This window comes from Actinomadura sp. NPDC049753, from assembly GCF_040674655.1.
Taxonomy (GTDB): Bacteria; Actinomycetota; Actinomycetes; order Streptosporangiales; family Streptosporangiaceae; genus Spirillospora; species Spirillospora verrucosospora.
Window position 1 is genome coordinate 19,009 of record NZ_JBFARL010000093.1, and the last position, 11,552, is coordinate 30,560.

The following is an 11,552-nucleotide window of genomic DNA, read 5'->3' on the forward strand; positions in this document are numbered from 1 at the left end:
GACCGCCGGGGAGGGGGAGGACGCATGCGCGTGGTCGTCGCGCTCGGAGGGAACGCGCTGGTCAAGCGGGGGGAGACGCCCGACGCCGAGCTCCAGCGCGGCAACGTCGACCGGGCCGTGCGGTCGCTGGCGCCGCTGGCCGAGCGGCACGAGCTGATCATCACGCACGGGAACGGGCCGCAGGTCGGGGTGCTGGCGCTGGAGAGCGTCAACGACCCGAACCTGACCCGGCCCTACCCGCTGGACACGATCGGCGCCGAGACCCAGGGCATGATCGGCTACTGGATGCTCCAGTCGCTGCAGAACGCGCTGCCCGGCCGCCAGGTGATGGCGATGATCAACCAGACGCTGGTGTCGGCGGTGGACCCGGCGTTCGAGAACCCCACCAAGTTCGTCGGCCAGGTCTACGAGCGGGAGGAGGCGGAGAAGCTCGCCGCCGAGTACGGCTGGACCGTCCGGGCCGACGGGGACCGCTGGCGCCGCGTGGTGCCCTCCCCGCGGCCGCAGCGGGTGATCGAGACGCGGCTGATCAGGGAGCTGGTCCGGCTCGGCACGGTGGTGGTGTGCGCGGGCGGCGGCGGCATCCCGGTCTTCCGCAACGACGTGGGGCGGCTGGAGGGCGTCGAGGCGGTGGTCGACAAGGACCTCACCGCGGCCGTCCTCGCCGAGAGCATGGACGCCGACGCGCTGCTGATCCTCACCGACGTGCCCCGCGTGATGCGCGGCTTCGGCACGCCGGACGCGCAGGAGATCACCCACACGACGCCGTACGAGCTGCGCGGCGAGGACTTCCCCGCCGGGTCGATGGGCCCGAAGGTCGAGGCGGCGGTGAGCTTCGTCGAGCGGACGGGCGACATGGCCGCGATCGGGACGCTCGACCAGTGCGAGCGCATCCTGGAGGGAACCGCGGGGACGATCGTCACCCCCAACGCCACGTGGCCGCTGGCGAGCACCCTGTGAGCGCCGGGACCGCGCCGGAGGCCTTCGCGCGGAGCCTGCTGCGGACCAAGCCCGTCGACCTGATCGTCGCCGAGGGCGGGCAGGGCGAGGGCGGCGAGCTGAAGCGCACGATGAGCCTGCTGCAGCTCACCCTGTTCAGCGTCGGCGCGACCCTCGGCACCGGCATCTTCGTCGTCCTCGGCGAGGCGGTCCCGCTGGCCGGGCCCGCGGTCGTGCTGTCGTTCGTCCTCGCCGCCGTCACCGCCCTGTTCTCGGCGCTGTCGTACGCCGAGCTGGCCGGGACGATCCCCGTCTCCGGCTCGTCCTACTCCTACGCGTACGCGACGCTGGGCGAGCTCGTGGCCTGGGTCTGCGGCTGGTGCCTGCTGCTGGAGTACGCCGTGTCGGTGTCGGCCGTGGCGGTCGGCTGGGGCTCCTACCTCAACGCCTTCCTCGACGGCGCCGCGGGCTTCACGATCCCGGCGCAGATCAGCAACCCGCCGGGGGAGGGCGGCCTCGTCAACGTCCCCGCGGTGATCGTGGTGCTGTTCGCCACGGCGCTGCTGCTGCGCGGCACCTCCGAGAGCGCCGCCGCGAACACGGTCATGGTCTTCCTCAAGATCGGCGTGCTGCTGTTCTTCTGCGCGATCGCCTTCACGGCGTTCCGGTCGGGCAACATGGCCCCGTTCGCGCCGATGGGATGGGCGGGCATCAGCGCGGCGGGCTCCAAGGTGTTCTTCTCCTACATCGGCTTCGACGCCGCCTCCACCGCCGGGGAGGAGGCCAGGAACCCGCGCCGCGACCTGCCCCTGGCGATCATCATCTCGCTGGCCGTCGTGACGGCGCTCTACGTGCTGGTCGGGCTCGCGGCGGTCGGCGCCATGCACTGGACGCGGTTCTCGCTCAGCGGCTCGGAGGCCTCGCTGGCGCAGGTGCTGAACTCGGTGAGCGGGCGGACGTGGCCGTCGGTGATCCTCTCCCTCGGCGCCGTGATCGCCATCGCGAGCGTCGTGCTCACCGTCATGTACGGGCAGACCCGCATCCTGTTCGCCATGTCGCGGGACGGGCTCGTCCCGCACGTCTTCCAGAAGGTGAGCCCGCGGCGGCGCGTCCCGGTCGCCAACACCGTCATCGTGGCCGCGTTCATCGCGATCCTCGCCGCGGTGATCCCCCTCGGCCGGCTCGTCGACGCCACCAGCATCGGGACGCTGTTCGCGTTCGCCCTGGTCAGCGTCGGCGTGATCGTCCTGCGCCGGACCCGGCCGGAGCTGCCGCGCAGCTTCCGCGCGCCGCTGTACCCGGTGACGCCGCTGGCCGGCGTCGCCCTGTGCGTGTATCTGATGGTCGGCCTCGGCGGCGTCACCTGGACCGTCTTCGCGATCTGGACCGCCGTCGGCCTGGCCGGCTACTTCCTGTACGGCCGCCGCCACTCGCGCCTGGCCGCCGGGAACGGAGGGCCCATCGGAGGGAGCCCGCATGAGTGAACCGAAAGGCATGGATCCGGACGGCATCGATCGGGACGGCATGGATCCGGACGGCGGCGCTTCCGCCGCAGGCGATTCCGGCGGAAGCGAACCGGACGGGCTGCGCGTGGTGGTCGGGTACTCGCCCGACGAGCGCGGCGACGACGCCCTCGTCCTGGCCGCGCTGATCCGGTCGGCGGACCGGTCGAGCCGGCTCGCGCCGCTGACGGTCGCCAACGTCCATCCGCCCGCCTGGCCCGCGCACGGCCCCGCCTCGGTGGACGCCGAATGGGTCGCCTACCTCAAGAGCCAGGCGGAGGAGGCGCTGGCAAGGGCCGCCGCGCGGCTCGGTGAGCTCCAGGTGCCGCGGCCGGACCTCGACCTGCGGGTGCGCGCGCACCGGGGCAGCGGGCGCGGCCTCATCGAGGTCGCCCGGGAGGTGGGCGCCGACCTCGTCGTCATCGGCTCGGCGCCGGGCGGCCGCCGCGGCCGGATCGCCATCGGCAGCACCGCCGACCAGCTCCTGCACGACTCGCCCGTCCCGGTCCTGCTGGCGCCGCGCGGGTACGCCGACGAGTCGCTGCGCCACCACCGGGCGCTGGGGCCCGACCGCGCGGCGCGGCGGCTGGAGCGGATGACCGTGGCGTTCTGGCCGCGCCGCGACGTCGAGGGCCCGCTGCTGGCCGCCGCGGCGCTCGCGCGGACGCTGGGGCTGCCGATGCGGCTGCTGACGCTGGTGCTGCGCCCGGCCGCCGTGGCGGCCAGGTTCGGCGGCGTCGGCGGCGCGCTGGACCGCCAGGTCGCCCAGGCCGACGAGGACCTGCGGGAGGCCGCGGGCCTGCTCGGGGCGCGCCTCGGGGACGGGATGCCGGTGGAGCGGCTCGCGGAGGTCGGGACCGGGGTCGCCGGCACGCTCGGCGCCGTCGATATGCTGCCGGGTGAGATAGTCGCCTGCCTGCCCGGCCGCCATGGACCGCTGCGCAAGGTGTTCCTCGGGGAGGGCTCCGGCAAGATCGTGCGGGCCGCGCCGTGCCCGGTGCTGGTGCTGCCGCGCGGGACCGGCGCGAGCCGGGGAGAGGCGGCCTCCGGCGACGACGGCCCAGCTTAGGTAAGGCTTACCTGCGTGAGCTACGACATCGGCATTCCGGTGTTTCGCGGGAAGTAATTACGGCACACTGATGTTGTGAAAAACGTGGGCGAGGATCAGACGAGCACCAGGGGCGCCGCCGTGCGCCCCGTCGGCGTGCCGTCCGGCCAGCCCGAGCGCGACACCCGCGCCCGGGTGGCCAGGCTGATCCTCGAGCACGGCCCCGTCACCGCGTCCACGCTGGGGGAGCGCGTCGGCCTCACGCCGGCGGCCATCCGGCGGCACCTGGACGCGCTGCTGGCCGAGGGCATGATCGAGGTCCGCCAGGCGCGGGTGCCGCAGTCCCGGCGCGGCCGGGGTCGTCCCGCCAAGTGGTTCGCCATCACCGACGCCGGGCGCAGCGCCTTCGTGCACGCCTACGACGACCTGGCGACCAGCGCCCTGCGGTTCCTCGCCGAGACGGCCGGCGACCACGCGGTCGCCGAGTTCGCCCGGCGGCAGATCGCCGACCTGGAGCGCCGGTACCGGCCCGTCGTACAGGACGCGCCGGCCCACCAGCGGGTCCGCACGCTCGCCGAGGCCCTGTCGGGGGACGGCTACGCGGCCGCCGCCGCCAAGGCGCCCCAGCCGGGCGGCGGCGAGCAGTTGTGCCAGCACCACTGCCCGGTCGCGCACGTCGCGGCGGAGTTCCCCCAGCTGTGCGAGGCCGAGACCGAGGCGTTCAGCCGGCTGCTGGGCACTCCCGTGCAGCGGCTCGCCACGATCGCGCACGGCGACGGCATCTGCACCACCCACGTCAGTTCCCGCTCGCTGTGCGGGACCGGCGAGACCGGCGAGGGCGGCGCCCGCGCCGCGCACGCCGCCCCTGGCGGGGACACGGCGGACGCGGGGGCGTCCGCCGGAACGCATCTGACCAGTGACGAGGAGTCCGGAGGGACCTCCCTATGACTACGGCAGCCCACCCGGAGCTCGAAGGGCTCGACAGGTACAAGTTCGGCTGGGCCGACTCGGACGCCGCAGGCGCCTCGGCGCGGCGCGGCCTGAACGAGGACGTCGTCCGCGACATCTCGGCCAAGAAGAACGAGCCTGAGTGGATGCTCGACCTGCGCCTCAAGGGGCTGCGGCTGTTCAGCAAGAAGCCGATGCCCACCTGGGGTTCCGACCTGACGGGCATCGACTTCGAGAACATCAAGTACTTCGTGCGCTCGACCGAGCAGCAGGCCGCGTCCTGGGAGGAGCTCCCCGAGGACATCAAGAACACCTACGACAAGCTCGGCATCCCCGAGGCGGAGAAGCAGCGCCTCATCGCCGGCGTCGCCGCCCAGTACGAGTCGGAGGTCGTCTACCACAAGATCCGCGAGGACCTTGAGGAGAAGGGCGTCATCTTCGTCGACACCGACACCGGCCTGCGCGAGCACCCGGAGATCTTCCAGGAGTACTTCGGCTCGGTGATCCCGGTCGGCGACAACAAGTTCGCCGCGCTCAACACCGCCGTGTGGTCGGGCGGCTCGTTCATCTACGTCCCGCCGGGCGTGCACGTGGAGATCCCGCTCCAGGCCTACTTCCGGATCAACACCGAGAACATGGGCCAGTTCGAGCGGACGCTGATCATCGCGGACGAGGGCTCCTACGTGCACTACGTCGAGGGCTGCACCGCCCCGATCTACAAGTCCGACTCGCTCCACTCGGCCGTCGTGGAGATCGTCGTGAAGAAGGACGCCCGCGTCCGCTACACGACGATCCAGAACTGGTCCAACAACGTCTACAACCTGGTGACCAAGCGCGCCGTCGCCTACGAGGGCGCCACCATGGAGTGGGTGGACGGCAACATCGGCTCCAAGGTCACCATGAAGTACCCGGCGATCTACCTGCTCGGCGAGCACGCCAAGGGCGAGACCCTGTCGATCGCCTTCGCGGGCGAGGACCAGCACCAGGACGCCGGCGCCAAGATGGTGCACGCCGCGCCGAACACCTCCAGCAGCATCATCTCCAAGTCGGTGGCGCGCGGCGGCGGCCGCACGTCCTACCGCGGGCTGGTGCAGATCCAGGAGGGCGCCGAGCACAGCAAGTCCACGGTCAAGTGCGACGCGCTGCTGGTCGACCAGATCAGCCGGTCCGACACCTACCCCTACGTCGACGTCCGCGAGGACGACGTGGAGATGGGCCACGAGGCCACCGTCTCCAAGGTGTCCGAGCAGCAGCTGTTCTACCTGATGAGCCGCGGCCTCACCGAGGACGAGGCGATGGCGATGATCGTGCGCGGGTTCGTCGAGCCGATCGCGCGCGAGCTGCCGATGGAGTACGCCCTGGAGCTGAACCGGCTCATCGAGCTGCAGATGGAAGGAGCCGTCGGCTGATGGGGCTGGAGCAGAAGCCTCTCTCGACGCTGCACGAGAAGGCGTCCTACGACGTCGCCGACTTCGACGTGCCCACGGGGCGCGAGGAGGAGTGGCGGTTCACCCCGCTGCGCCGCCTGCGCGGCCTGCACAACGGCACGGCCGAGGAGGGCGGCAAGGTCCTGCTGGAGGTCGAGGCGGCGCCGGAGGTGACCGTCGAGACGGTCGGCCGCGACGACGATCGCCTCGGCAGGGCCTACGTCCCCACCGACCGGGTCAGCGCCCAGGCGTGGACCTCCTTCACCCAGGCCACGGTCGTGACCGTCCCGAAGGAGACCGCGGCCTCCGCGCCGACCGTGCTGCGGCTGCGCGGCGAGGACGCCTCGGCCGCCGCCTACGGGCACATCGCGATCGTCCTGGAGCCGTTCGCCGAGGCCACCGTCGTGCTGGCGCACCGGGGGTCGGCGACCTACGCCGACAACGTCGAGTTCGTCGTCGGCGACGGCGCCCGCCTGTCGGTGATCAGCCTTCAGGACTGGGCCGACGACGGCGTCCACGTCTCCCACCAGCACGCCCGGCTCGGCCGCGACGCCCGGTTCGTGTCGCACAACGTCTCGCTCGGCGGCGACGTGGTGCGGATCTCCCCGTCCGTCGCCTACGAGGGGCCCGGCGGCGACGCGGAGCTGTACGGGGTGTACTTCGTCGACGGCGGCCAGCACCTGGAGCACCGCCTCCTGGTCGACCACGCCGTCCCGCACTGCCGCAGCCGCGTCGACTACCGCGGCGCCCTGCAGGACCGGGACGCGCACGCCGTCTGGATCGGCGACGTGATCATCCGCGCGGAGGCCGAGGGCACCGACACCTACGAGCTGAACCGCAACCTCGTCCTCACCGACGGGACGCGGGTCGACTCCGTGCCGAACCTGGAGATCCTCACCGGCGAGGTCGCCGGCGCGGGGCACGCCTCGGCGTCCGGGCGGCTGGACGACGAGCACCTGTTCTACCTCCAGGCGCGGGGCATCTCCTTCGACGAGGCGCGCCGCATGGTGGTCCGGGGCTTCCTCGGCCAGCTCGTCGAGCGCATCGAGGTCGTCGAGGTGCGCGAGAAGGTGCGCGAGGCGATCGAGGCGGAACTGGACCGGGGAGCGGCCAGGTGACCTACGTGAAGGTGTGCGCGCTGGACGAGGTCCCCGCCGACGGGGCGCTCGGCGTCGAGGTCGACGGCACGCCCGTCGTCATCGCGCGGAGCGGCGCCGACGTGTTCGCGCTGAACGACATCTGCTCGCACGCCGAGGTCTCGCTCTCCGAGGGCGAGGTCTACAACGGCACCATCGAGTGCTGGCTGCACGGATCCTGCTTCGACCTGCGCAGCGGCAAGCCCACCAACCCGCCGGCCACGCAGCCGGTCGCCACTTACAAGGTCAGGGTCGAGGGCGGCGAGGTCTACGTCTCGCTCGCCGGCGACGACTGACCGCACGACGAAGGACTACACGCACTATGGCCACGCTTGAGATCCGCGACCTCCACGTCTCCGTCGGCGACGGCTCCGACGGCGCGAAGGAGATCCTGCGCGGGGTCGACCTGACCGTGAAGGCCGGCGAGACCCACGCCATCATGGGGCCGAATGGCTCCGGCAAGTCCACCCTCGCCTACGCGGTCGCCGGCCACCCGAAGTACGAGGTGACGTCCGGCTCCGTCACGCTGGACGGCGAGGACGTCCTGGCCATGTCGGTCGACGAGCGCGCCCGCGCCGGGCTGTTCCTGGCGATGCAGTACCCGGTCGAGGTGCCCGGCGTCTCGGTGTCCAACTTCCTGCGCTCGGCTGTCACCGCCGTGCGCGGCGAGGCCCCGAAGCTGCGCGAGTTCTCCAAGGAGATGAAGGCCGCGATGGACGCCCTGTCCATCGACCCGGCGTTCGCGCAGCGCAGCCTGAACGAGGGCTTCTCCGGCGGCGAGAAGAAGCGGCACGAGATCCTCCAGCTGGAGATGCTGAAGCCGAAGGTCGCCGTGCTGGACGAGACCGACTCCGGCCTCGACGTCGACGCGCTGAAGGTCGTCTCCGAGGGCGTCAACCGGTTCGCCTCCGGCGACACCGGCGTCCTGCTCATCACGCACTACACGCGCATCCTGCGCTACGTGAAGCCCGACTTCGTGCACGTGTTCGCCGGCGGCCGCGTCGTCGCCGAGGGCGGGCCCGAGCTGGCCGACGAGCTGGAGAACGAGGGCTACGAGAAGTACGTGAAGGCGGGCGCGTCCCTATGAGCGGAACAGGGAGCCTTCTGCCCGAGGAGCTGAAGAAGGACTTCCCGCTGCTGCAGCGCACGGTCCGCGGCGGGCGCCCGCTGGTGTACCTCGACTCGGGGGCGACGTCGCAGAAGCCCCTCCGGGTGCTGGACGCCGAGCGGGAGTTCTACGAGCGGCACAACGCGGCGCCGCACCGCGGGGCGCACCTGCTCGCCGAGGAGGCGACGGAGGCCTACGAGAACGCCCGCGCCTCGATCGCCCGGTTCGTCGGCGCCACGCCCGCCGAGATCGTGTTCACGAAGAACGCCACCGAGGGCATCAACCTGGTCGCCTACGCGATGAGCAACGCGGCCACCGCCGGCCCGGAGGCCGAGCGGTTCGCCGTCGGCCCCGGCGACGAGGTCGTGGTGTCGGAGATGGAGCACCACGCCAACCTCGTCCCGTGGCAGCAGCTCTGCCGGCGGACGGGCGCGACCCTGCGCTGGTTCGGCATCACCGACGAGGGCCGCCTCGACCTGGACGACCTCGACGGCATCGTCAACGAGCGCACGAAGATCGTCGCGCTGACGCACCAGTCGAACGTCCTCGGGACCGTTCCGCCGATCGAGCGGATCGTGGAGCGTGCCCACGCCGTCGGCGCGCTCGTCCTGCTGGACGCCGCGCAGTCGGTGCCGCACCAGCCCGTGGACGTGGCCCGGCTCGGCGCCGACTTCCTGGTGTTCTCGGGGCACAAGATGCTCGGCCCGACCGGCATCGGCGTGCTGTGGGGGCGCGGCGAGCTGCTGGCGGCCATGCCGCCGTTCATCACCGGCGGCTCCATGATCGAGGTCGTCCACATGGAGGCGACCACGTTCATGCCGCCGCCGCAGCGGTTCGAGGCGGGCGTCCCGATGACCGCGCAGGCGGTCGGGCTGGGCGTGGCCTGCGACTACCTCGCCGAGCTCGGCATGGACCGCGTGCACGCCCACGAGGAGGCCCTGGTCGGCTACTCGCTGGAGCGTCTCGGCGAGATCTCCGGGGTCCGCGTCATCGGCCCCGGCACCACCGAGGCACGCGGCGGCGCCGTCTCGTTCACCGTCGACGGCATCCACCCGCACGACGTCGGGCAGGTCCTGGACGAGCTGGGCGTCGAGGTCCGCGTCGGCCACCACTGCGCGTGGCCGATCTGCCGCCGCTTCGGCATCCCGGCGACCACCCGCGCGACGTTCTACCTCTACAACACCCTCGGCGACGTGGACGCGCTCGCCGACGGGGTGAGGCAGGCGCAGAAGTTCTTCGGCACCGCCTGAGGAACACGCCCTGCCGCGCCCGGGTTGTAGCGAGAAAGGCTTGGAAAGGACGCCATGCAGCTGGAGGCGATGTACCAGGAGGTCATCCTGGACCACTACCGCAACCCCCTGCACAAGGGGCTGCGGGAGCCGTTCGAGGGGGAGGCGCACCACGTCAACCCCACGTGCGGCGACGAGGTGACGCTGCGCGTCCACCTGGAGGGCGAGGGTCAGGACGCCACGGTCGCCGACGTGTCCTACGACGCCATGGGCTGCTCCATCAGCCAGGCCAGCGCCTCGGTGATGTCCGACCTGCTGATCGGCAAGTCCGTCAAGGAGGGCATGGCGGTCGGCGAGGAGTTCCTGGCGCTGATGCAGTCCCGCGGCCAGGACGTCGCGCCCGACGAGGACGTCCTGGAGGACGCCGTCGCCTTCGCCGGGGTCTCGAAGTACCCCGCCCGGATCAAATGCGCCCTGCTCGCCTGGATGGCGTGGAAGGACGCGACCGCCCGCGCACTCGGAGAGGCATCATGACCGACACGCCCGCGACCGACACGCCCGCCCAGGAGGCGCCCGACGCCGAGGCGCCCGCGACCGCCGCCTCCCCCCAGGAGGAGGAGATCCTGGAGGCCCTCAAGGACGTCGTCGACCCCGAGCTCGGCATCAACGTCGTCGACCTCGGCCTGGTGTACGGCGTCGACCTGACCGACGAGGTCGCGACCCTGGACATGACGCTCACCAGCGCCGCCTGCCCGCTCACCGACGTGATCGAGGACCAGGCCCACAGCGCGCTGGAGGGCCTCGCCAAGGACGTCAAGATCAACTGGGTCTGGCTCCCGCCGTGGGGCCCCGACAAGATCACCGACGAGGGCCGCGACCAGCTCCGCGCTCTCGGATTCAACGTCTGACCCGCGCCGCGCCATGAGGCCGCGCCCCGTCCGGGGCGCGGCCTCACGCGTTCTCGGCGGCACAGCGGAGCGCCTGGTCCATCAGGGCGTTGAGGTCGGTCAGCGCGCGGCCGGCGCCGGCGAGTTCGTCACTCCGGCCGTGCTCGCTCGGCGGTGTCCCGGGCGGCGCCGTCCCGCGGCCTGGGCGGCCAGAGGGTGGTCGTGACGGGCCACAGGGCCCAGACCGCCAGGACGAACCCGAGGCGGCCCAGCCAGGCGTCCAGGGCCCGCGTGCGGTCGGCGTCGCCGACCAGGGCGATCATCGCCAGGAGCAGGGCGCAGGCGATGGCCGTGGCGAGCGCGGCCTTGCCGAACTCGCGCCACTCGTGGCGGGCGCGCGCCGCCCCGTACTTCGGACTGCGGGTGGGCGGCGGGCCGCCGGCGAAGCGGTGGGCGAAGCGCTCGTCCGCCCAGCGGACCATGCTGTGGCCGAACGCGACCGAGTAGCCGAGGTAGGCGGCCGACAGTCCGTGGGCGGAGCCGGCGGTGGCGCCGCCGCGCAGGTCGACCGCCGTGGCGGCCAGCAGGACCAGGTCGACCAGCGGGACGCTCAGCAGGAGCACCGCGCCGGTGCGGCGCAGGCGCAGCGCGTAGCGGGCGAGGAGGCCCGCGGCGAGGAGGACCCAGAAGCCGATCTCGCATCCGGCGATCACCGCTAGCAGCACGTGGAACCCCTTCTCGACGGCAGGGATCCCATCGTCCGCCCCGGGGCGGGGGCGAATCGTCGTCTGCGATGAGGTTCCGCGGGTCGTCCGAAGGATGTACGCGCGCTCCTCACCTGGACGGACGAGACACCCCGGGCGGGATGCTGAGATGGACCCGTGCACAGGCTCCGAGGTCTCACCACGCGCCAGGACGCGCTGCTCGCCGTCGCCGCGTTCGCGGGCGGTCTGGTGGTGCTGGCGGCGCACGGGCACACCGTGTGGTCCGACGGCTGGAACCCCTCGTTCCGGCTGCGCCTCGTCCCGCTGGTCGGGATGTGCGCGGCGATGCCGCTGCGGCGGACCGCCCCGCTCACCGGGCTGCTGCTGGCGACGCCGTTCAACTTCGCCGACGTCGCGTTCGGGCCGAGCCTCGCCACCGCGATGATCTACGGGGACGCGCTGTACGCGGCGAGCCTGTACGGGCGGCGCCGGACGGCGGAGTGGCTGCTCGGGGCGACGCTCGCGGCGAGCGCGGCGGTGGCGGTCGCCGCGGCCGCGGCGGTGCGCGGCGTCGCGGTCGGCGTGCTCGGCGGGTCGGTCGCCGGGGTGGTGTGGGTGACGCCG

The 11,552-nt window shown here is 72.5% G+C and carries 12 protein-coding genes and 1 pseudogene; 12 read left to right on the forward strand and 1 reads right to left on the reverse strand.

What is annotated here, in order from left to right:
• The first annotated feature begins 24 nt into the window (after positions 1 to 24).
• The 11 genes from arcC to AB0K37_RS23425 all read left to right on the forward strand — a co-directional run bounded on the left by arcC (position 25) and on the right by AB0K37_RS23425 (position 10,245).
• Complete coding sequence (gene arcC, locus AB0K37_RS23375) at positions 25 to 960, forward strand: carbamate kinase (RefSeq protein WP_363984406.1); 936 nt, start codon at positions 25 to 27, stop codon at positions 958 to 960.
• Complete coding sequence (locus tag AB0K37_RS23380) at positions 957 to 2,423, forward strand: amino acid permease (RefSeq protein WP_363984408.1); 1,467 nt, start codon at positions 957 to 959, stop codon at positions 2,421 to 2,423. Before arcC ends, AB0K37_RS23380 begins: the two co-directional genes overlap by 4 nt.
• Positions 2,416 to 3,510 (forward strand): universal stress protein, encoded by a 1,095-nt coding sequence (locus AB0K37_RS23385; RefSeq protein ID WP_363984410.1) that lies wholly within the window; start codon positions 2,416 to 2,418, stop codon positions 3,508 to 3,510. Before AB0K37_RS23380 ends, AB0K37_RS23385 begins: the two co-directional genes overlap by 8 nt.
• Positions 3,511 to 3,630: 120 nt before the next feature.
• Positions 3,631 to 4,437, forward strand: a complete 807-nt coding sequence (locus AB0K37_RS23390) for a metalloregulator ArsR/SmtB family transcription factor (RefSeq protein WP_363984428.1) — start codon at positions 3,631 to 3,633, stop codon at positions 4,435 to 4,437.
• Entirely contained in the window at positions 4,434 to 5,846 is a 1,413-nt protein-coding gene (gene sufB / locus AB0K37_RS23395) for a Fe-S cluster assembly protein SufB (protein WP_363984412.1), read from the forward strand. The genes AB0K37_RS23390 and sufB overlap by 4 nt, the downstream gene beginning before the upstream one ends.
• Entirely contained in the window at positions 5,846 to 6,982 is a 1,137-nt protein-coding gene (gene sufD, locus AB0K37_RS23400; protein WP_363984414.1) for a Fe-S cluster assembly protein SufD, read from the forward strand. The genes sufB and sufD overlap by 1 nt, the downstream gene beginning before the upstream one ends.
• A complete protein-coding gene (locus AB0K37_RS23405; RefSeq protein ID WP_363984416.1) occupies positions 6,979 to 7,296 on the forward strand; it encodes a non-heme iron oxygenase ferredoxin subunit in 318 nt (105 codons plus the stop codon). The genes sufD and AB0K37_RS23405 overlap by 4 nt, the downstream gene beginning before the upstream one ends.
• A gap of 26 nt (positions 7,297 to 7,322) precedes the next feature.
• On the forward strand, positions 7,323 to 8,087 hold the full coding sequence (gene sufC / locus AB0K37_RS23410) for a Fe-S cluster assembly ATPase SufC (protein ID WP_149258180.1): 765 nt from the start codon (positions 7,323 to 7,325) through the stop codon (positions 8,085 to 8,087).
• A complete protein-coding gene (locus tag AB0K37_RS23415; RefSeq protein WP_363984419.1) occupies positions 8,084 to 9,358 on the forward strand; it encodes a cysteine desulfurase in 1,275 nt (424 codons plus the stop codon). The genes sufC and AB0K37_RS23415 overlap by 4 nt, the downstream gene beginning before the upstream one ends.
• Before the next feature lie 54 nt (positions 9,359 to 9,412).
• On the forward strand, positions 9,413 to 9,871 hold the full coding sequence (gene sufU, locus AB0K37_RS23420) for a Fe-S cluster assembly sulfur transfer protein SufU (RefSeq protein ID WP_345181070.1): 459 nt from the start codon (positions 9,413 to 9,415) through the stop codon (positions 9,869 to 9,871).
• Entirely contained in the window at positions 9,868 to 10,245 is a 378-nt protein-coding gene (locus tag AB0K37_RS23425) for a metal-sulfur cluster assembly factor (RefSeq protein ID WP_345181073.1), read from the forward strand. Before sufU ends, AB0K37_RS23425 begins: the two co-directional genes overlap by 4 nt.
• 128 nt (positions 10,246 to 10,373) lie before the next feature.
• Here AB0K37_RS23425 and AB0K37_RS23430 read toward each other — a convergent pair whose 3' ends face one another.
• Positions 10,374 to 10,949, reverse strand: a complete 576-nt coding sequence (locus AB0K37_RS23430) for a hypothetical protein (RefSeq protein WP_363984422.1) — start codon at positions 10,947 to 10,949, stop codon at positions 10,374 to 10,376.
• Positions 10,950 to 11,105: 156 nt separating this feature from the next.
• On the opposite strand from AB0K37_RS23430, the pseudogene AB0K37_RS23435 reads away from it, so the two are divergent.
• Positions 11,106 to 11,552, forward strand: a pseudogene (locus AB0K37_RS23435) (sensor histidine kinase); the annotation flags it as partial.

Bases quoted from the DNA above. Each gene is read 5' to 3' on its own strand.
- arcC (WP_363984406.1), top strand. From the start codon at position 25: ATGCGCGTGGTCGTCGCGCTCGGAGGGAACGCGCTGGTCAAGCGGGGG.
- AB0K37_RS23385 (WP_363984410.1), top strand. From the start codon at position 2,416: ATGAGTGAACCGAAAGGCATGGATCCGGACGGCATCGATCGGGACGGC.
- sufB (WP_363984412.1), top strand. From the start codon at position 4,434: ATGACTACGGCAGCCCACCCGGAGCTCGAAGGGCTCGACAGGTACAAG.
- sufD (WP_363984414.1), top strand. From the start codon at position 5,846: ATGGGGCTGGAGCAGAAGCCTCTCTCGACGCTGCACGAGAAGGCGTCC.
- sufC (WP_149258180.1), top strand. From the start codon at position 7,323: ATGGCCACGCTTGAGATCCGCGACCTCCACGTCTCCGTCGGCGACGGC.
- AB0K37_RS23415 (WP_363984419.1), top strand. From the start codon at position 8,084: ATGAGCGGAACAGGGAGCCTTCTGCCCGAGGAGCTGAAGAAGGACTTC.
- sufU (WP_345181070.1), top strand. From the start codon at position 9,413: ATGCAGCTGGAGGCGATGTACCAGGAGGTCATCCTGGACCACTACCGC.
- AB0K37_RS23425 (WP_345181073.1), top strand. From the start codon at position 9,868: ATGACCGACACGCCCGCGACCGACACGCCCGCCCAGGAGGCGCCCGAC.